At 46.3% G+C, this 21,476-nt stretch carries 17 protein-coding genes and 1 pseudogene; 5 read left to right on the top strand and 13 right to left on the bottom strand.

Features of this window, described 5'->3' with window-relative positions; translation table 11 throughout:
- Nucleotides 1–322: 322 nt before the first annotated feature.
- The 4 genes from QZ942_RS05180 to QZ942_RS05165 form a co-directional block, all read right to left on the bottom strand.
- Nucleotides 323–1,210, bottom strand: coding sequence for a hypothetical protein (locus QZ942_RS05180; RefSeq protein ID WP_292993623.1), 888 nt, complete (start codon nucleotides 1,208–1,210; stop codon nucleotides 323–325).
- Nucleotides 1,211–1,292: 82 nt separating this feature from the next.
- Entirely contained in the window at nucleotides 1,293–2,489 is a 1,197-nt protein-coding gene (locus tag QZ942_RS05175; RefSeq protein WP_292993622.1) for a ribonucleotide-diphosphate reductase subunit beta, read from the bottom strand.
- A gap of 33 nt (nucleotides 2,490–2,522) precedes the next feature.
- Nucleotides 2,523–5,387, bottom strand: coding sequence for a ribonucleoside-diphosphate reductase subunit alpha (locus tag QZ942_RS05170; protein WP_292993621.1), 2,865 nt, complete (start codon nucleotides 5,385–5,387; stop codon nucleotides 2,523–2,525).
- Between the two features lie 665 nt (nucleotides 5,388–6,052).
- Nucleotides 6,053–7,237 (bottom strand): hypothetical protein, encoded by a 1,185-nt coding sequence (locus QZ942_RS05165; protein WP_292993620.1) that lies wholly within the window; start codon nucleotides 7,235–7,237, stop codon nucleotides 6,053–6,055.
- 44 nt (nucleotides 7,238–7,281) lie between these two features.
- Here QZ942_RS05165 and QZ942_RS05160 point away from each other — a divergent pair, with 44 nt between their 5' ends.
- Complete coding sequence (locus QZ942_RS05160; RefSeq protein ID WP_292993619.1) at nucleotides 7,282–7,623, top strand: hypothetical protein; 342 nt, start codon at nucleotides 7,282–7,284, stop codon at nucleotides 7,621–7,623.
- Between the two features lie 356 nt (nucleotides 7,624–7,979).
- On the opposite strand, the gene QZ942_RS05155 is transcribed toward QZ942_RS05160, so the two are convergent.
- Genes QZ942_RS05155 through QZ942_RS05135 form a run of 5 tightly spaced genes read right to left on the bottom strand, consistent with a single transcriptional unit; the run spans nucleotide 7,980 to nucleotide 12,511 of the window.
- Nucleotides 7,980–8,951 (bottom strand): glycosyltransferase family 2 protein, encoded by a 972-nt coding sequence (locus tag QZ942_RS05155; protein WP_292993618.1) that lies wholly within the window; start codon nucleotides 8,949–8,951, stop codon nucleotides 7,980–7,982.
- Complete coding sequence (locus QZ942_RS05150) at nucleotides 8,948–10,111, bottom strand: class I SAM-dependent methyltransferase (protein WP_292993617.1); 1,164 nt, start codon at nucleotides 10,109–10,111, stop codon at nucleotides 8,948–8,950. Before QZ942_RS05150 ends, QZ942_RS05155 begins: the two co-directional genes overlap by 4 nt.
- Complete coding sequence (locus tag QZ942_RS05145; RefSeq protein WP_292993616.1) at nucleotides 10,108–11,553, bottom strand: NAD(P)-binding protein; 1,446 nt, start codon at nucleotides 11,551–11,553, stop codon at nucleotides 10,108–10,110. Before QZ942_RS05145 ends, QZ942_RS05150 begins: the two co-directional genes overlap by 4 nt.
- A 31-nt stretch (nucleotides 11,554–11,584) precedes the next feature.
- Nucleotides 11,585–12,289 (bottom strand): WbqC family protein, encoded by a 705-nt coding sequence (locus tag QZ942_RS05140; protein ID WP_292993638.1) that lies wholly within the window; start codon nucleotides 12,287–12,289, stop codon nucleotides 11,585–11,587.
- Between the two features lie 9 nt (nucleotides 12,290–12,298).
- On the bottom strand, nucleotides 12,299–12,511 hold the full coding sequence (locus QZ942_RS05135) for a hypothetical protein (protein ID WP_292993615.1): 213 nt from the start codon (nucleotides 12,509–12,511) through the stop codon (nucleotides 12,299–12,301).
- Nucleotides 12,512–12,677: 166 nt separating this feature from the next.
- On the opposite strand from QZ942_RS05135, the pseudogene QZ942_RS05130 reads away from it, so the two are divergent.
- The 3 genes and pseudogenes from QZ942_RS05130 to rffA all read left to right on the top strand — a co-directional run.
- Nucleotides 12,678–12,863 (top strand): annotated as a pseudogene (locus QZ942_RS05130) (IS256 family transposase); the annotation flags it as partial.
- Between the two features lie 335 nt (nucleotides 12,864–13,198).
- Nucleotides 13,199–13,603, top strand: a complete 405-nt coding sequence (locus tag QZ942_RS05125) for a GtrA family protein (RefSeq protein WP_292993614.1) — start codon at nucleotides 13,199–13,201, stop codon at nucleotides 13,601–13,603.
- Nucleotides 13,604–13,639: 36 nt separating this feature from the next.
- Nucleotides 13,640–14,773, top strand: coding sequence for a dTDP-4-amino-4,6-dideoxygalactose transaminase (gene rffA / locus QZ942_RS05120; RefSeq protein WP_292993613.1), 1,134 nt, complete (start codon nucleotides 13,640–13,642; stop codon nucleotides 14,771–14,773).
- A gap of 86 nt (nucleotides 14,774–14,859) precedes the next feature.
- Here rffA and QZ942_RS05115 read toward each other — a convergent pair whose 3' ends face one another.
- Nucleotides 14,860–15,129: a GNAT family N-acetyltransferase gene (locus QZ942_RS05115; protein ID WP_292993612.1), complete on the bottom strand. Its 270-nt coding sequence runs from the start codon at nucleotides 15,127–15,129 to the stop codon at nucleotides 14,860–14,862.
- Nucleotides 15,130–15,289: 160 nt separating this feature from the next.
- Nucleotides 15,290–19,366: a hypothetical protein gene (locus tag QZ942_RS05110; RefSeq protein ID WP_292993611.1), complete on the bottom strand. Its 4,077-nt coding sequence runs from the start codon at nucleotides 19,364–19,366 to the stop codon at nucleotides 15,290–15,292.
- Nucleotides 19,367–19,835: 469 nt separating this feature from the next.
- Here QZ942_RS05110 and QZ942_RS05105 point away from each other — a divergent pair, with 469 nt between their 5' ends.
- Entirely contained in the window at nucleotides 19,836–20,159 is a 324-nt protein-coding gene (locus QZ942_RS05105; protein WP_292993610.1) for a hypothetical protein, read from the top strand.
- Nucleotides 20,160–20,456: 297 nt separating this feature from the next.
- Here the strand turns inward: QZ942_RS05105 and QZ942_RS05100 are convergent, their stop codons facing one another.
- The gene (locus tag QZ942_RS05100) at nucleotides 20,457–21,059 is read right to left on the bottom strand and encodes a PEP-CTERM sorting domain-containing protein (RefSeq protein ID WP_292993609.1); all 603 of its coding nucleotides are present in this window, start codon (nucleotides 21,057–21,059) and stop codon (nucleotides 20,457–20,459) included.
- 321 nt (nucleotides 21,060–21,380) lie between these two features.
- Nucleotides 21,381–21,476, bottom strand: a 96-nt coding sequence (locus QZ942_RS14060; RefSeq protein ID WP_366835997.1) for an IS3 family transposase, incomplete at its 5' end; no start/stop codon positions are given.

Raw genomic sequence — 21,476 nt, 5'->3', positions numbered from 1 at the left:
GTGACGAATAATTTAGTGTTCTCATAAAATTCCGGTTTAGCGTTTCATTCATTGCATATATGACGTTTTCTGTCCGAGTTGACACGACTACTAAACGTTTTATCCGATTACAAGGCTCCTCGCGATTGCAACCAACATTATGAGCGGAATATAAAACCCCCATACTGCCGCCGAGCACCGCGTCATCTTCAATGGCAACAACCCGTAGGTTGGGTTGAATAAAATGAAACCCAACGATTGGCGATTTTGTTGATGTTGGGGTTCGTACCTCTCCCCAACCTACGAGCTGCATCCGGTGACGCAAGGTTATGCCCTGATACCTTCATTTAGGTGGTAAAACTTTATAATGGAGCATTAGAAAGTCATCGGCTTCATTGTTCATGCGATGCCAATCGTTCTTAGTTGTCAACCGACACTGAATGTCAAACTGCTGACAGACGTGCTTGTTCGTAATTGGAATAACAATGCGAGGACCGGTCCGGGAGGATAATCCATGATCTTTTGCTGATCCCCAGGTGAGAGTATAGGTATCAGGATTGAATGACGGATCTACTTCCAGCTCAAGAACTAGCGTGTCATATGGATGGAGAAAATATTGAGATTGATCAAGAAACGTCTTCATAATTCCGCCATCGTGGCACGGTCTAAACTGACTGCGCGTAAATACTTGCCCAAACGAGTCGGTTACCTTGAGGATTAGAGGTACATTGTAATCTTGATGCATTCCGCACTCACGGTAATAATTTTTCAGGGATTCGATGACGTCGTTTACGTAGCAGACGATTTGTTCAGCTTGCCTAATACTAATTGCATTTGCGTGCGCAAGATAGTTTCGAGGAACAAGTAGGCGACAGAGAAACGTTTTCGCTTCCTCTCGTCCATTTGGAAAAGCTTCTGAGAGCGGCTTCTTGAAATGCTTGCTAAATAATTCTTCCTTACAGATGATGTCTACGGCATCCTTTAGCAATACCGCGTCAATTTCGCGAGGGTAGCGAGTAGGCTCATTCGTTCGACGATTTCTAACCTGATCTGACAGGTTTTTCTTAATTAGACGACTGCCATTTGCATCGGTATACGTGAAGTAATCACCGTATGTTGGCGCCAATTGGTCATCTATTAGGCGACGAAGCCAATGCTCAAGAGCTTCGATTCGTTCTTTGCAGATACTTCGTAACTCTGCGTCGGTGACTTTTTGTAAGGCGAGACTCATTGGCTTGTTACGGTATAATCATAATAAATCAAAAAATATCGCCTAAACTGAATCGACACCGATTGCGATTATTCAACAACCCTCATTCCCAATTCAGCGCCCCGCCGGTTTGATATTCGGTCACCCGCGTCTCAAAGAAATTCTTTTCCTTCTTCAGATCGATCATTTCCGACATCCACGGGAACGGATTGTTGGCGTTCGGGTAAAGAATATCCAAACCGATTTGCTGGCAACGGCGATTCGCGATATAGCGTAAATACTCCTTGAACATCGGCGCATTCATACCCAGCACGCCGCGGGGCATGGTGTCTTCGGCATACCGGTATTCCAGCGCCACGGCTTTATGCATCAATTCATTGATTTCATCGCGAAATGCTTTGGTCCATAGATGCGGATTTTCCATTTTAATCTGGTTGATCACATCGATACCGAAGTTACAATGCATCGATTCATCCCGCAGAATATACTGATATTGCTCAGCGGCGCCGGTCATTTTATTTTGCCGGCCGAGCGCGAGTATTTGCGTAAAACCGACATAGAAGAATAACCCTTCCATAATGCAGGCGAAAACAATCAGGCTTTTGAGTAATTGCTGATCGGTTTCTTGCGTGCCCGTCTTGAAATGCGGATCGGTCAGCGTATCAATAAATGGGATCAGAAACTCGTCCTTATCGCGGATAGAAGCCACTTCATGATAGGCATTGAAGATTTCACCTTCATCCAGACCCAGCGATTCGACAATATACTGATACGCATGCGTATGAATGGCCTCCTCAAATGCCTGGCGCAACAAATATTGGCGGCACTCCGGATTGGTAATATGCCGGTAAGTGCCCAGTACGATATTATTCGCTGCCAATGAATCCGCCGTTACAAAGAAGCCCAGGTTGCGCTTGATCAGACGGCGCTCATCCTCGGTCAAGCCATTGGGATCCTTCCACAAAGAAATATCCCGGCTCATGCTGATTTCCTGCGGCATCCAATGATTGGCGCACGCGCCCAGATATTTATCCCACGCCCATTTGTATTTAAACGGCACGAGTTGATTGACGTCGGCGTTGCAATTGATGATTTGCTTGTCTTCAACCGAGACGCGCCGGTTGGCGCTTCCGGCTACGGGTTCAGCGGCAATTGCTGCGTTGGCGTGTACAGCAGCACTGCCCTGTCCATGCAATGGCGTTTGCGGCCGCAAATCAAAATCCTGTGCGTCCGTTTGAAACAATGGGTCGATGGTTAATGGTGCTTGCGCTTTAACGGGTTCGTCTTCAAATGTCAGCATGTTTACTCCTTTTCTTCTTATTCATTCGTTCGGTTATTGGCACGATTCGCAACTTTCATCATCGATCGCGCAGTATTTGATTTCGACAGTCGATACTTCCATCGCCACTTTAGCCATACCGCCATCGGCAGGCACTGCATTCAGTGAACCGGCGCGCACTGTCGATTTCTCGGCGGCTGTCGCCCCCATCGAACGCAAATAGTAAGTGGTCTTTAGACCACGAATCCAAGCCAATTTATATGTGTCATCCAGTTTTTTACCGGAAACGCCTGCCATATAAATATTCAGCGATTGCGATTGATCAATCCATTTTTGCCGCCGCGCACCGGCTTCGATCAGCCAATACGGTTCCATTTCGAATGCGGTGGCATACAGCGTGCGAATACTCTCCGGAATACGGTCTATTTTGCTGATGGCACCGTCAAAATATTTCAGATCCGAAATCATGACCTCATCCCACAGATTGAGTTTCTTCAAATCATCGACCAAAGATCGATTGGTGATCGTGAATTCACCGGACAGATTGGATTTGACATATAAGTTCTGGTAAGTCGGCTCAATACTGGCTGAAACGCCAATGATATTGGATATCGTAGCGGTAGGCGCAATCGCCAGGCAATTGGAATTACGCATGCCATGATTTTTAATACGCTGACGCAACGCATCCCAATCCAGCGTCGTGGACAAATCCGCTTCGACAAAACCGCCACGCTCTTTTCGCAGTATTTCGAGCGTGTCATGCGGAAGAATGCCGCGATCCCACAAGCTGCCTTTGTACGAACTATAGCAACCGCGTTCTTCCGCCAGTTCGGTGGAAGCCCAATAAGCCTGATACGCCACCGCTTCCATCGAACGATCGGCAAATTCCACTGCGGCATTCGAACTATAAGGAATGCCTAGTTGATGCAGGCAATCCTGAAATCCCATAATGCCTAATCCGACCGGCCGGTGCTTGAGGTTGGCATTTCTGGCTTTGGCCACTGCGTAGAAATTGATATCGATGACGTTATCCAGCATGCGCATCGCAATACTCACCGTGCGTTTCAGCTTGTCCAGATCCAGCGCACCGTCTTTCAAATGCGCCACCAGATTCACCGAACCGAGATTGCACACGGCAATTTCCTTGTCATTGGTATTCAAGGTGATTTCCGTGCATAAGTTCGAGCTGTGAACCACCCCGACATGATTTTGCGGCGAGCGGATATTGCATGGATCTTTAAAAGTAATCCATGGATGCCCTGTTTCAAACAGCATGCTCAACATCTTGCGCCACAATTGCACTGCCGGGATTTTTTTGTAGAGCTCCAGCTCGCCGCGCTCGATTTTGGCTTCGTACGCTAAATACGCTTGCTCAAACTGCTGACCGAATTTTTCGTGCAAATCCGGCACATCCGAAGGCGAGAACAAAGTCCAATCGCCACCATCCATGACTCGTTTCATGAACAAATCGGGAATCCAAGTGGCGGTATTCATGTCATGCGTGCGGCGGCGGTCGTCGCCGGTATTTTTGCGCAATTCGAGAAACTCCTCGATATCCAGATGCCAGCATTCCAGATACGCGCATACCGCCCCCTTACGTTTGCCGCCTTGATTCACCGCGACCGCCGTATCCGATACCACTTTAAGGAAAGGCACGACACCCTGCGATTTGCCGTTGGTGCCTTTGATGCGTGCACCCATGGCGCGCACTGCGGTCCAGTCATTGCCCAATCCGCCGGCATATTTGGCCAGCAAGGCATTCTCCTTGATCGCTTCGTAAATGCCGTCCAGATCGTCCGGCACCGTGGTGAGGTAGCACGATGACAATTGCGAGCGGCAAGTGCCGGAATTGAACAAAGTCGGCGTCGAGCTCATGAAATCAAAACTGGATAACACGTGATAAAACTCAATCGCGCGCGCTTCCCGGTCGATTTCGTTCAGCGCCAGCCCCATCGCCACGCGCATAAAAAACGCTTGCGGCAATTCAATACGGTTTTCTTTGATGTGTAGGAAATAGCGGTCATACAGAGTCTGCAATCCCAAATAATCAAATTGCAAATCACGCGCCGCATCGAGTACTTCGGCCAGACGCGTCAAATCAAACTGCGCCAGGCGCTCATCCAGAAGATCGGCCTCAATACCGCGTTTGATGAAAACCGGAAAGTAATCTTTATATTGCGCTTGCATCATTTGCTGCGAAACTTCCTCGCCCAGCACTTCGTAACGCATGTTATTCAACAGTAATCGTGCCGTCACATAACTATAGGCAGGATCTTTCTCGATCAAAACGCGCGCAGACAGAATCACGGATTTCCTGACTTCATCCAGCGGTACACCGTCATACAAATCTTTTACTGTGGCTTTCAGAATCAGCGAGGCATCGACGGTATTTCCCAATCCACTGCAGGAAGACTCGATCAATGCGGATAATCGGGCCATATCCAATGGCACTCTTTGCCCGTTATCCACCACATACAGTGTTTCTGCCGCCACTTCAGCAGCGGATTTCTGTTTGAGCTTGGCCCTTTCACGCGCACGGTCTTCACGATACAGCACATAAGCACGCGCCACATCGTGTTCGCCCGAGCGCATCAAAGCCAGCTCAACCTGATCCTGAATATCTTCAATATGGAAAGTACCGCTATCCGGCTGGCGGCGCAGTAATGCGCCCACAACATCATTGGTCAATCCCGCAACCACCTCGCGCACCCTGACCGACGCCGCACCCTGACCGCCATCGACCGCGATGAACGCCTTGGTCATCGCAACCGTAATTTTTCCCGGCTCAAAAGCCACCACCGCACCGTTACGGCGGATGACTCTGTACTGAGAAAAAAGGGAATTTTGGTGACTGGAATCGGTAAAACTTTGACTTCCGGAAACAGGCTTGAGGTTGATATGTTCTGTCGTAAGCTGCATCGATGATCTCTCCTGACTGATTATTCACGCGAGAAAAAATAAATTTCCATTGATTCAATGTACTATCATTTTTTTCTCAAAACCACTATATCTAGTGTCTAACACAGATGACTACGGCACCAATGGTACACCACAAATTATGACAAAGCTGCAAATTTTTGCAAACTTTTCCGCATGATTGATAATTTTTACAACAGTGTTGGGAACAGAGGGTGAAGCTAAAGATCTGCGATTCAAGGATCGTAATGCAAAGAAATGCTTTGTCACACAAGAGAACCAATAGAATTAAGGTCGTCGGAATATTCACCTAGGGTGGCAAAAAGAGAAGACAGGACGATGGGAGCTTTGGTATAAAGCCCGCTATTGCTCAAGGTGGAAAAGTTGGATGAGTTATTAACAGCGACCGCTGGATTGACGTTGTTTAGAGAATTTGTTGTCAACGCCAAATAGAAATTTCTGTTCTTCTGCAAAGTAGAAATATCCGCTTTACCCCGTTTTTCCCTTGCTACAAAACTGCACACCACTCATCACTCGCAGAATTACCAATAGTCATTTTCTCCAAAGATGAGTTGATGCAGTCTTTTGCTCCGTATTGCAATGTTGTCTAAATAACTTTTCTAAAGAAAGTAATTGAGCTGGTGATAGCTGCCTTCTTCATTACGGAACTACTTTAGCTGATTTTCAGCAATGCGCTTCGCAGCACAGGAAAGTGGATCATTTGCATCACCCAGTTCTGTTTCGTACAACCACCAGGAGCCACTATGGGCAACATATTTGACAGGGCATTCTGCTGTTCTGAAGACATGCGCACTGATGTCGCTCTCATTGCGAACCAGGAAGTAGTCGTAAAGCCAACCTTTGTTTAAATTCCAGTCAAAAGACTCCGGATGCCATGCAAATTTCGAAGATATAGCTACTGCAGCATCAGGTCTATATCTGACGAGCAATCCAAATTGTGAAAAACTGAAATCAGCAGCTCCTGAATGTTCAGCCTGGTACCAGGATGCAAAATGCAAATACATTGGTAAATTAAAAACGGAACTCTGATTGTTGTGAATCAAACCCAACATGCGTTTGTGTGGTTGCATTTTGGTTTCAATATCACGGTAACCCTTGGATTCATCATCAAAACTTGAAAATCGGAAGCAGAACGAAATGATGAGTGCTACAGGAAAAATAAAAAATAAGCTGCGCAGAAGAGTGTCATATCTCGCAGAGTGTTCTGTCGACGATGGTTTAGTTATTACAACGAACAGCATTGGGAGGCCAAATAGTGCAAAACGATTGTAGGTAAAAAAATTACCTAAAATATAATTTGGGCCAAACATCATCCATAAAAGATAAGCGACAAAAACTGCTTGTCTGGGCCTGCTGTCTGTTAAGCGAGCGCCCAGCAGGAACGGTAAAGCAAAAATCAGCAACCCAATTGCGGCGTTCGTTCTGGTGGGTCTAAGTCCGACAGCAGAAGCCAGGAATTCAATAGGTCTATATATGCTTAGTCCCCATGTACCCTCACTGTTCGCTTGTCCACCTGAACTCACCCACACAAACAAATAAATGATAACTACTGGCAGCGGGCTAATAAAAGGAAGTCCAGTAAGTAATTTTTGTTTCCATTGTGATTTGCTGGCAATGACATATAAAAATGCAAGTCCGCAACCAAATGCAGCTACAAGAAGATGTATCAATAGAAGAGTGTATGCAAAAAATGTCAACCATAGCCCGGTTCGTAAACTTGGATTTTCAGCATATTTAAATGCAGATAACAAAAACAGCAACACGATCGGTGCGCCAACAATAAAATTAAAAAACCCCCATTGGAATGCAAAGCCATAACTGATCGGAAGCATCAACCAGTCCCATCTGACATCACCACCAAAGTGTGCACGTAAACATGACGCGGTTATCGGGGTTGCAATTACGGCTGCGGCAATCAATAGTTTCACTGCCAGAAGGATGGGCAGGAATTGACTTACTCCCCAGAGAATTAGATAACCACCCAAATAAGGGCGTATCCACTCAAGGTAATAAAGATCGCGGTAAGGATAATTTGGTAGGGCAAGATTATTCAGTGTTGCAATTACCGCAGCGTGCTGCGGTATATCAATCATCGGCGGGTAATGCGAAAACAATAAAGGAGACGCGGCTAAAATACAAAATACATAAAATAGAATGCGTTCAGTTGTTAATCTCATTTAAGGTCAGTAAGGTATTATTAATTAATAATTTAATTTAGGAGTCAGCGAATAGGAAAAATGAACGCTCATCAACCATCTTCAATGTGCCGGAAAGCAATTGGGGTACCAAACACAATGCCAAACGATCAGAAATTTACAAAATTTATGCCATAGCGGCAGAAAAAACATTGATTCTATATACTTCTTTTCTATCCAGACGAAAGATACCAAGGATCTGGGTTCTTTGCCTGACTTACACGTTCAACACGTCGAAATCTTTACGGTGTACTACGGAGAGTACAAAACCTCCGGCGCACTGAAACAATTCAACGTCCGGTCAAGTTGACTGCAAGACAAACACCTACACGAGCTAGGTGAGAAAGCTTTTTACCAATGCCACACTCTTTTCCTCTGATCAATTCCATTTCTTTTCACCTTCTTGCTGGCATTCAGGCACATTGAATGCCTTGCGTACCAGATACAAAGGCCTGTTTTTTACTTCGGTGTAGATATTAGATATATAACGGGCAATCAGTCCCAATGAAATCAGGTTGATGCTGCCGAAAAATAGAGTCGACAGGATAATACTAGTGAAACCAGGTAGGATATTCTCGAACAAATACAGGTATAGGTAAAACAGCGACAGAACCCCGGTGATGCACAGAATTGCAAACCCAAAATAGAACAGAATGTTGAGCGGATTATTGGAAAGGTCCAATAACACATCAATGGCAAGATTGATCCGCTTTACCGTGTTGTAGTTACTCTTGCCCGATGCCCTTTTGGCATTGCTTACATCGACAATCTTATATTGCATGCCGATATCATGGGTAATACCCGCGATCGTCCTGATCTTTTCCGGGTAGAAACTAAAATAATCTGCCACCTTCCGGTTGAAAATCCGCATCATCAACTGGCTTTTGACAATATCCACTTTCATGATTGCGCTCATGAATCGCCAGAACAACCATGAAGTTGCTCCGTCAATCCAGTTATTCCGGCTGATTGATGCGGTATAAACAATGTCAAAGCCTTCTCTGACGGTCTTGTACAGCATGGGAATCGCCTCGGGCGGATTTTGCAAGTCCCCGTCCATAATCAGGACATAATTTCCGCGCGCGAACTGGATACCGGCACTCATGGCAACCTGTTGCCCGAAATTCCGGCTCAGGATAATGGATTTGACTTGGTTATCTTCTTCAGAAAGCATCTGCATGACATAGGCTGAATCATCCTTGCTGCCATCATCCACCAGGATAATTTCATGCGTGACGCCCATTTCACCCAGCACGGCCCTCAGCCTGTCAACCAGCTCCCGCACCATGGGCGCCGCGTTATAAATTGTTGCCACCACGGACAATTCAGGCAAAGCGGCCTGTTCCGTCATAACACAGACCCACTGGCGATCTCGGATAGCGTATAGGTTTTGATCCTGTTACCGAAGCTGGCGTGGATTTTTTTCCGGATAACGTCGCCAAAGGTCAGGCTCATAATCAGCAGGTGCGTGACCGGTTCTTTTTGCAAGTCAGCGAAGTTTTCGATAGTAACCGGGACACCGTCAAACTCCCTATAGTGCCAATGGTTCGTGTCATCAAAAAAACGAAAACCGGAAAACCGCCCGGACATGGCAATATATGGTAGTGTACGCAAGGGCACATAAAAGCCGAGACTGGCCGATTTATCCGTCACGATACTGGCTACTAACTGGTCAAACGTGGAAAGCACCTGCCTGGCCAATACGGGGAAGCGATCATGCGCTGCAGAATCATCCAGGTTTCCGTGTATATTACCTTCTGCGGTTTTTGAACGGCGTGCCGCCGCATAGAGCGATCCGCCGTAACCGGCCTTAACAACATGCAGCACCTCAAAGCCAGCACTACGCAACAGCGCCGCCAACGAGTCTTCCGTGAAATAATTGAGATGCTGGTGCATCGCCATCGAAATATCGCCGATCTCGATGCTTTCGGTCGCATCCGGCACATTAACAACCACAATCCCATCCGGGCTCAGGGCTTCGTGAATCTGCTTGAGAAAGTCCAGCGGCTTGTGGATGTGCTCAAGTACATCCACATTGAAAATCAGGTCGAACTGCTCCGTAATCAGCGGAGTCGGGAAGAAAGCCGTAACCACATTCACCCCTTTTTTGGCGCCTTCCTTTGCGGCAAACGGACTTGAATCCACACCGACAACATCATAACCCCGGTTCTTGAATCCTTCGAGGATGACACAACCACCACAGCCGATCTCCAAGACCTTGTGGATGCCGGGATTGTCCGCCAACACCTGATCGAGGAAACGAATAAAATCCACACCGTACGGTCTGGCGATTTCATTGGCATCCTGCAAGTAACCAATGTTATATTCCTGCTGGTAGATCTTCTCCAATGCATCCAGCACCGCAGCATTACGCTCTTGGATAACCAGTCCGAATTCCGGTTGCTGGGAAAACACAAACGGATAGTAATCCTGGACGATGTTGCTGCGGGCCTCACCCGTAGGACTCAGTCGCCAATAAAAAGGTAGTTTCTCGATGGCAATGCTACTCATTTCCTGTTCTCATCCGTAAAAGTTTTTTCAATGACGGAAAACGCATGGTTCAGGATGTCCGGGATAAAAAACAAGTCATCGTCCGCCATGATTCCCGCCACCTCGATATTGTTCACGCCCTTGTCGAGCACTCGCTTCTTTATTTCCCGAATACCGGCCGTATTGGCCAGGGATGGCAGCGGGAATTCCCCGCCTTTATTTTCGATCGCTGAGAATTCAAGCTTATGGCTATCCGTGATTATGCCCATACGCCGCAATTCATCCATTACTAACGCAAGGCATTGCTCATCTGGCAACTGGCTTGCCTCAAGACCCAGGCGCGAAGGCCAAAGCTCGACACAGACTGGAAAACCGTCGACCGATGCCGCCGGGCAGTAATTCGTGTAATTCGTAACCCGGAACGCCGCGAAGCCCGGATCGTAACAGTAAATATAGTAGAGCCGGCCCATCTCCGGCGGCTTGTCGAACACCAAGTTGGCATACACCACTTTCGGTCCCCTGGTCATGCTGATACCGGACATGTCGACACCAAGTGCGTGCGCCATACCCGGCCAACCAATAGTCCACAGCAAAGTACTGGTCGCCACTTCCTTGGAATCGCCATTTTTCCCGGCAATGGTTACTGAATTGACCCGATTACTCGGGCAATGCAAAGTCAGGCTGGCAATATTAGTCAGGATTTCTACTCCTTGCTGCCGCACGGCGCCTTCCAGCCGTTCGATAAAATGCTTCATGCCAAAGCGTCTGGGATACAGTGCTTTCTGGTCGTTGGTGCGATAAGGCGGCAAGTTCAGCTGATCCGGAAATGCCAGCCGTGAACGAATCTTACCTGATTGCATCAGGTCAAGCATAGTGTCCGGGTTAAACAGAATAACCCGTTCTAACGCCGTCGCCTTGACTACAAACCGATCTGCCTCTTCAACACTCATGCCATACAAGGCCTGGACAAGCGGCCGATGCACCGCCTCAACGATTTCGTTGCCAAACTGGCTCAGCAGAAGTTGCCTAGCCGAGCGTCCAGAGTCGACACTATCTGCCTCAAGGTTCAACATAAAGTCACCGAGGAACTGCTTCTTTTCCGCTTCGTTGAATGACCTCAGGTCCACATAGTGGGAATAATCCTGCAAGCGCCCCCTGAAAAACAAACCGGCAATGTCCTTCTCGTTGTTTTCATAAATGTGCCAGTCCTGTTCGTCCATCACTTCGCGATAGAGATCATCCACAACGGGATTGCATGACTCATAGATGACGTGCATACCATGGTCGAACACCCGGCCACCCGGGTACTCAATACTCTGATACATGCCGCCAGGCCGATCGGCCTTGTCAAAAATGACAATCTCGGCACCTGGATCAAGCTGTTTGATCCGGAGCGCCGCCATTAGCCCGGTCACACCGGCACCGGCAATTACGATTTTACCTTTCACCGTGGTTTCGATCATAGAACACACCCCTCTATCATTGTGCTGTACCCTACTTGACAAACTTCATGAATGAACCAGCTGAAGATCCGGTGTTGAATATAAGGTCAAGGATGGACACAGCATGGTCAAATGAACCGCTCATCTGCGGGTATTCCGGATAACCCGAATAATCCATCCATTCGACTGTGATCTCTTCCTGTTCAAATAGGGAAAGATCCAGATAAGATTTCGCTGCCGGACCGGATAGGTAGCTGTTAGCCCCGGCCGCCTTGCACAAAGCCAGCACCCTTTCTGATCTTTCTCCGCCATACTCATAGTCGGATGACCAGGTAACCCGGGTATCAATACCAAGAAAACTGTTAATCGCCCGGATGAACTCGACATTGATCTCACTCAGGTAAGCAGATCGTGGCGCTCGATATAACTCTTCAAGGAAGTCAGATGCGTCACGAAACGCCAGCGCCCGACCGTAGTTGGCCTGAAGTGTCTTCCAGTGTTTGATGTTCCAGTTGTCGAGGGACACCTTTACATCGCGGATCCTGTCAGAGATACTGTGGCGCACCGGGATGGTCAGCCACTGTACTTGGCCATTCGCCTTGATCTTGTTCCTGTTACGCCAGTCATTTTTCGTGAATTGCACATCGTCATAAATGATGAATTCATCTACAGCGGCGATCATGTCGAAATACCCCTTCCAGGGAACATAGTTCGACTGCAATATCGCAACCTTCTTCAATTTATTTCCTGCCTGCATCAATTGCACTCAACACACTCCTCGGTATCGGTTGTAGCCAAGCCGGAAACAGTGCCAATCTAAGACCTCCACCCCAAGGAGCGCAGCAAAACGCTGTCCATCAATTTGCGCACGGCCATCCAACTTTCTGGCATTAAAAACCAACTCACCCCTGATAACCGATAGTGTCCGCCACAAGCGTGCAAATTCAGCAATGCTGACATTCTTGCTATAGTCCGACATTCAGCGGAAAAAACAAACGCTCTTTTTCATATGAATCGAAAGTACTGGAAATCAGATAGTTTGTCAAACACGAGCCTCTTCCAATATGGAATGAGTCTGAAGGGCCTGCATATTTCCATCAAGGAATGAGTCTGAAATTGAATTGCTGAACCGGTCATTATGCGACAACATGAGCCTACGCAAAGTCAGCAAAAACCGGGGATCGTTTCCTAACGATGAAGCTGTAATCAAATTGTTCTATTTGGCACTCAGCAATATCGCCAAAAAATGGTCTATGCCACTTAAAGATTGGAAGCATGCGTTAAACAGGTTTACTATTCAATTTAACGAAAGAATGACTCGGCACTATTAACCACCGCTTACACAAAATCTAGGACACCCTCGATAAAAATATATCGATATCCCTAAAATATTGGTGTCTCGCTCGCACGCACCATCCAATCCACTACAGACCCTAATCTTTAGTTCCTCCAGGCATACCTCTGTGTTCCCAGGGGAAAGGATAAAAATCCAATCCGGAGAGTTTAGGTTCTATTTGTCATTGATATTATTAAAATGTTATATTAGCTAATGAAGACACGACTGGCGCGCAATCATTGATTAACAAAAACACCATCGATCTTTCCCGCTACTTCGGGATACGTACTGGTCTTATTGATGTATTCAGCTCAGATATGGGTGTTACTATTGACTAGATCTTTAACACAGTTATTGCGCTACGGCATGATTGGTGTTGTAACCAATTTAAGTTGGTATTGCATCTATCTTTTGATTACATCATTTGGCGCCGAACCTAAACTTGTCATGACAATTCTATATTTATGTGGTGCGACCACCAGTTATCTGGCTAATCGCAAATGGACTTTTCAACACAATGGATATTGGGTCAGTTCCAGTATTCGTTATGTAATTGCACATATGATGGGTTACACTCTCAATTTTTTTCTTCTTTTGATATTTGTTGATCACTATCATTATCCACACCAATGGGTTCAAGGTATTGCTATTTTTATAGTCGCCGGATTTTTATTTGTTACATTTAAATTTTTTGTTTTCAGTGAAGGTTTTAATGAAAAGAAAGATAGTCGATGACACACTGGCTATTATGCAGCCCAATACGAGATTACAATGATCCCATTTAACAAGCCATACATGTCCGGCAAAGAGCTTTCTTATATAGCTGAAGCTCACTTTCATAATATTCTTGCCGGTGATGGGCCTTTCACTAAACGATGTCACACATGGCTTGAAGCTCGCACGGGAAGTGCAAAAGTCCTGTTAACACATTCCTGCACAGCTGCTTTGGAAATGGCAGCTTTGTTACTTAATATACAGCCGGGTGATGAAATTATCATGCCGTCCTATACTTTTGTATCAACGGCGAATGCTTTTGTACTCAGGGGGGGAGTGCCGGTTTTTGTTGACATCAGGCAAGACACTCTGAATATCGATGAACATTTGATAGAAGACGCAATAACCACTCGCACTAAAGCCATTGTCCCTATTCACTATGCTGGCGTGTCATGTGAAATGGATACGATTCTGGCCATCGCCAAACGCCACAAACTCATGGTAGTAGAAGATGCAGCACAAGGCGTAATGTCCACTTACAAAGGTCGCGATCTTGGCGGCATAGGCGATCTTGGCGCTTATAGTTTTCATGAAACTAAAAATGTCATTTCTGGCGAAGGGGGATGCTTGCTTGTTAACGATGCATCTTTAGCATTACAGGCCGAGATTATTCGTGAAAAAGGTACTAATCGCACTCAATTTTTTCGCGGCCATGTTGACAAATACACATGGCAAGACGTGGGCTCCTCATTCTTACCCGGAGAACTAATCGCAGCGTTTTTGTGGGCACAGCTCGAAGAAGCCGAGCAAATCACAAAACAGCGCATGGGCATCTGGGATGAATACCACAAATTACTTGAGCCGCTGGAAAGTCATGGCCTGTTACGTAGACCAATCATTCCTGATCACTGCCAGCATAATGCACACATGTATTATGTTTTATTATCTGAGGAACTACGACGCGACAAAATACTGCAAAGAATGAAGACCGAGGAAATTGGTGCAATTTTTCACTACATTCCACTGCATTCATCCCCAGCTGGCAAGAAATTCGGACGGGCATCAGGTGAATTGGTAAACACAGATTCCTGTTCTGAAAAAATAATTCGTCTGCCATTGTGGATAGGACTCAGCAAAAACCAGCAACAAGAGGTCGTCTCTGTGCTGGAAGATGCAATCAATAATATTTAGCCGCTTATGTGGCGATCAATATTTGAATAAATCTGCTCCGCGCGCCCTGCACCTATCCCCGTGGCAAGACCGCGGCGAATCGCAAGTTAAATGATCTTCTCTAGATACTCAATCGTTAACTCGGGAACTTTGGGCACACCGATACCCAGATGCAATGGGTAGGTTTCAACTCTGTCGGTGCGCGAATAGCCTCTGCGTTGATAAAATGCGATTAACTCCGGGCGTTGCGATACCACGAACATAACAAACTTGTGCACACCCAGAGTGCGCAGCGCAAAGGTTTCCACCTGCTCGAGCATATATTTGCCGAGCCCTTTTCTTTGCAAATTTGGGTCGGAACACAGACTGGATCCCATATTATAGATTCGGCCATTTTAAGTAATGAAGTCTCAAACTAAGAATATAGCCGATGGCATAACGACAATTTTTATTTCGTGACCTTGTGGGATGTCTATTGACTTGCATTGGATCCGCGACAAAGTACCTTCCCCCCCCAGTATTGCCGTAGCTTTGAGTTTATTTCCGTGGAAGCGCGCAATCAATTACACAAATCCGAATACGATGCATTTCTTCTGATGTCAGTGTCTGTTTCAAACGATTCTCCAATTCAGGAGCAGTAGTGGGTTTCTTACCGCCATCGACAGGAGAGGGCATCCCTTCCCCATCAAACCAAAACACCACATAAATTCCATACCCATCCGTCCCCGGATCGCGAACATATTTGGCAATCAATTGCTCGTGAATCGCACGCCAAAGATCAGTACGGCTGTCTTTCTTGATTTCGATGGGAACGTTGAATCCATTAGCACCGCCAAATGAGACCTTGATGTCGGCACGCTTATCGTCCGCGTAACTACTTTCTCCCTGAGCATCAATATTGAGTTTTCCAAGCCGCTCCCGCAAATCGGACAGCAAAGCATTACGGCAATCGTTCTCTGGTTTGGATTTTTCCAGTTTTTTATTACTCATGTCGTAGCTCCAATATTGCTGGTAATCGTTGGTACTGCCATCACGAATTTTTCGTGCAATATCGCGCAAATGATCGAAAGTCAAAGCAGCCAGATCGGCAGCATTGGCCGGTTGAAGATCGGCCAATGTGTTGGCAATCTCAGCGATACTGAGGCGCTTGAACGATGCCTTGCGCCGAATAATGCGCTGAGAATGCAAAGCGTTGCACAAATGACTCTGCCAAGACTTAAGCTCAGGTAGATTCTGTAAACGTTCAAGTTCACAGACAGCTCCTTCCGTAGGGTAATTACTTAGTTTATTGATAAAGGAGCGTACCAAATCGGCTGTGTTCATGGATAAGCTAGCCCTATAAGCCCCAATTACACGTTCGGGAGAACAATCAGGTGCCAGCAATTCGATCAGATGGCTAAGTGAAGTTTCGGAAAAAGACACCCAATCGGGTAAATGGCGCTCGACGTGATCTTGATATAAAAAATTTACCAAGCATCCCTTCCGAACGGCACTCTTACCAACATGCTGAAACAACCGGGTTTCATAAATATCCGGAGCAAGCAGCAAGCCACAACTCAACCAGTACACTTGCTGCGCAGCATTCATACTTTTTAGTTCGATTTTTCGAGCAACCAATGCTGTAAAGACTTTCCGGTCAAGGTAACGCAATGCACCTTTTAGCAGCGGAACAAGTGTGTTCGGTAACTGAATTTTTCGGGCGCGTAACGAAAATTCTTCCAGAAGTTTCGGTAGCACCGCGCGTGCAACCTCACTATACGCATCGTCACACACCAAGGGACTCAGCCCGGAAACATGCTCTTTCCCCGCACGCAACATGGCCAGGAGGTAAACTAGCAGTACTTCCGCCACCAACGCAGGACGTTGCCGTACAAGTGCCTTAAGCCATTCCGAATCATTGTAATTGCCATAAGTAAGCTGGAACGCTATTAAGCGTGACAACACAGCATCTTCAAGCCGTAACGCATTGATTGGATCATTCTGAAATAATTCATCCATACCAACCAAGCAAACCAAACGAATATGATCCCATTCTGACCTAATTTCCAAATCAACAATTTCACTCACACTCGGCAAATCGTTACGATTAAGCGCTTGGCGAAAACCTGAATACGTCGCAGCAATCAGTTCTTCATCACCATTCAGGAAATTCTCAAGACGTTCGCAAGGTGTTTCCCCCCAGGTCTCGTCACTTAATCCCTCATATGCCAAAGCAAGTTTATCCAATATCTTTGGATGCGCACTACCATCACGAATAACTGCAATATGCTGACGAAAAGATTTAATCCAGCCTTTTTTCTGTTCTTCCTGCTCGATTCTGCGTTGCCGATCTTCGAGGGCGAATTTATGTTGCCAGTCCCCGATGGGACAAGATATAACTTGTTCAAACTGGACTTGAAAATTGGGATGTACCTCAATCCATCTTTCAAGAATCTCCAGCATCGAGAGAGTCAGCTCCTGTTGTTCTCTCCGCTGTTTTAGCTCCCGAATGGCTTGATCAAAATAAAATTCTGCCAATCCATGATGTTGTTCCGTTGCCGCCTTCTCCAGATACCACATTTCAATTCCGTTTGGAGGCCGTGACCGGTACAGGTGATTTTCACAGCGATACATGCAAGCATGGATATTTTCCTGATGAGCGCAACGTGCAGCGCCAAGTTCAATCATGGCTTTGTAGCGCTCAGGCCGACCAGTAAACCACGCTGCAATGAATTCAGTACTTTCCTTATCAAGCCTTGGATAACCATACTCGTTGAGACCAATACCTAACCATTCATAAATCTGTTCATCAGAAATCGTATCGCCGAACTCCTTTAATCCGCGCACCAGCAGATTTCCCGGCATACGGTTTTGATGATGCTCTTTCAGAATATGATCGATATCCGGCTTTACTTGTATGAATCTATCAAGCACAGCCAACAAGCTTTCTTTGGAAGATTTTTCCGGAAGATAGTGAATCCAAAAAACACGATAACTGCCAATCAAACTTTCAATTCTTGGAACATGCAAGTAATCAAATATTCTGTCAGGCGGAATAAGCTGCGGATAAAGCTCTTTTAGAATAATACCGAGTATTTCATCATCACAGTCTTCGACAATACCAGCGCGAATATCCTCCGCGAATTTCAGCAACGTTACACAATCATCCAGAGCATTACGAACCCACGTTTTTATCGCACTTGTTCTAACGAATCGGTGGTAGCTGCTATCGCGCGCAATAGCTTCGAGTAAATCATTAAGATTTGATAGTGGTTCGCCATAACGGATCGCTTCCAGCGCGCAATTTAATATCTCCTGATCCGTTTGCTCGCGAGAAGGCGAAATCAATATTTCACGCAATAGCGGCTCAATATCCTTCGTGCCCAATGCGCCGAAAGGTGAGGAAGAAAAATCTTCCGAACGAAACCACGGATTGCGTTGCGCTTCATTTTTTAAAGCGGCAAAAACAAATTGTTTATCCGCCAATGGGAAATGCCGCACATCGCCATACAGCACCACACCCAATGGGTCGCGTTCGATTAAGAGGCGGCGCGACTCATTAAGACAATGAACCGAAAGCCATGCGGCAAATCCGCGCAGATCGGTGACTACGCCGCCATCCGCACCTGTCATCAATGCAAGCACGCGGCCAAACGGCAAACCATCATCCTTGATACGTGAAGCAAGGTGGCGCGCCCCAAGAAATTCAGCAATGCTGCGATGAGTCGGGACGCGCAATTCTTCACCATCACCCTGAAACAAATTGGTTTTCAGTGCAGCAAACAGTGGAAGATTAGACTCTATCAATTCCTTCCAGGAAGGATGCTGATCATCTACCCGTTCTTCATCGAGCGAAAAACCAGCCACACCCGATAACAACTGAATGGCACACAAATATCCTACAGCATCCAGCAGTATATCTTCGGGAAATGGCTGTTCCCGTTTTGCTTGACGGTGCTCGCGATTTTCTTCTTTTATAAGCTTTCTGCAAGCCATTTCATAAACCTGCATACGGCTTTGAGGCCATTCATCACCGCCTACTGCTTCAACCAGCAAATTCAATATCTGCGGATTGCGCAATAATTCATCCAACTGGTGTTCGCGTGCCTGGCGCATAAATTTAGCCGGATCGGAGACTGTTGGTTTGTGCCGGAGAATTTCGGCGATGTCATTATCATTCAAGGGATCAAGATGCAACGCGATGATTTCACTATCTGGCGATACCCACTTCAAGGCTTCGCTGTCACTTGCACCTCGCCAATCTGCTTCGCGGCACGACAGACGGAATCGTGGACGGTCGAGTCTTGCCAGATGTTTTCGAATGTCGTCAAGTGGTATTCTGCTATCACCACCACCGGCACGCATCTCGTCCAATCCGTCAATGAACAGGGTTTTGCCTTGGTACTCCACTCCAGGTTCGAAAGTGGCAAAGTCTCGCGCGCTAATATACTTGTCACCGGATTCTTCCGCTTCTTGCTTAAAGGATGTAGTTTTACCCAATCCCGGATCGCCCAGTAACACGTATGCAGCTTGATCACGAAAGGATTCCAAAGGAAAGCTTCTTCGCTCTTGCGCATTATCCGATCTGCGCGTGCAGGTACGCTGCACATGGAAAAGCTCTTCTTCCTTATTCAAGGCCTATGCTCTACGAAAGAAAGAGACTTCAGAAATCGAAGCATATTTCAGGGTTGTACTGTGCGATTGACATTAAAATGTTATTGTTTGTATTAATCTGTACCAAGTTTAAATGCATTCGCGATAAATTCGACATCGAGAGAATCCATTATCGCAGGTCTTTGGGGTCACACAAATCCAAATCTTTGGGATCAGGTACAGAATCAAGAATCCAATACCGGCAACGCACCCAACAAGATCACAAATCAAAAATCAAACTTAATTCATCGGCTATATTCTCAATTCTGGACCTGGCTCCATGCTTCAATAACTGTCATTTCGAGCATAGCGAGAAATCTATACTGCTGTTCCCCAAAGATTCCTCACTTCATTCGGAATGACAAGGTGGTTTATTCAGAGACTCCTCAACCAGGATGGTGAGATAATCCCGCCTGGAGAGCATGCCCGTTAATGTTTCTACGAGAGGATTATGATGCGCTTTATTTCTTCGTCGAATTGGCATAAAAGTTCTTTAGTACTCCGATTTCTGTTGTTAGGGGTTGCGACGACAATCAGTTTCTCAATTTCGGCCAGTCAGACTACCGGCGCGGAGAAACACCCATTGAATACAATTGAGATCGCAGGTATCTCGTTAAATACACCGCCGGAAACGATAGCAAAAATTTTGCAAGCGCAAGATTACATCCCAGTCAATGAAACCCTCTATACCAAGCAGAAACCGGCACAAAACGTGCGCAGCACCGTCTATCGCATCGAAATCGAGGATACGGCAACATCCCGCCAGTTGAGTTGAATGTGGCCGTTGAAATGGTACAGAAATTGGATACGGAATCATCTCCGAAGGTGTTGAGAAACCGGAATAGCTTGATATTCTGAAAGATTTCGGTTGTGAAATCGTTCAGGGTTATCTGTTTAGTAAACCAATCAATGTCGCAGCCCTCTCAGAATTACTCCGCAATGAAACGCACAAAAAGATTCTCGGGCAATACCGGTTGGATAAGATTGCGTAGTGGAGAGGAAGCTTTAGCTCAGGAAGATTCCGGGAAATCCGACTGCTAAGTGGATTCCCCGGCTGTGTTACGAAACTGAATTAAACGTTTGCTTTTCTGCGCAGCATAAAACCGAGCATTCCTAAGCCGACGAGCAGCATGGCGTAGGTTTCCGGTTCCGGTACCGCGGATACCGATACGTTATCGAGCAATAAACCAAAGTTGTCTCCACCCAGATTCTCGAAGTTGAAGCTATAAATACCAGAAGCCGCCGGGGTGAAATTTAAGTTATACGTTGTCAGCCCGGCACTACTGCCTAACGTAGCGGAGGTGCTGGCAGTGCCGAAATTGACATTGGCGGTTTCAGTCGAACCGCGCTGGCTGCCGGCCAGATCGAATGACAAGGTATAGGTAACGCCGCCGGTGAGATTGACGTTGTTGGCAAAAATACCACTATTGCTGGTGCTGCCGTCCAAATCGATATAGTTTCCGTTACCGGGTAAGATATCGATAAAACTGGTTCCGATTAAATCAACCGTGCCACTTGAAACTGTCCATCCGCTTGCAACGGGCGGCGTCCAGTTGAGTATCAATGGCGAATAGCTATCGAAATTGTCGGAAAAAATGGTGACGGCCGCACTGGCTGGTGCAGCGAATACGGTGGTTATCGCTGCCGCAATAACCGTTGATTTGAGTTTATTCATAGAATCTCCATGTTTACTTATTTGGTTAATCGGTGTATCTCTTTTGTTGAACCGTGCGTGATATATTTTTTGTTGCTATTACAAGTGATTGTTAAATTATACTCTTTCTTGGTCCACTTTCTCCAGTAGCGATGTTACTTATCAGATTATGCGGACGCAATAGCAAATGGTTCCCGATTTTTCTAGTACATTTGTCCTATTTTCTGCCGGAATCGGTCGTAAAGGCGCGCGATTCACCGCAATAGACAGTAAATTTCCACCGGGAAAACATTACTCGATAGATATCTTATTGACCTGGTCAAGTAAAACCGGACACCCCAGTTAAGCAACTTTCATCGTTTTTGCTGCTTCAGCTTCATATTGGTTCGGACTTTTGTAATCCAGGTATGAATGCAGTCTTTGGTTGTTATAAAACAC

This window comes from Nitrosomonas sp. (genome assembly GCF_021731985.1).
Classification (GTDB): domain Bacteria; phylum Pseudomonadota; class Gammaproteobacteria; order Burkholderiales; family Nitrosomonadaceae; genus Nitrosomonas.
Note: the sequence above shows the minus strand (reverse complement) of the source record. Positions and strands in the feature narration are given on the sequence as shown.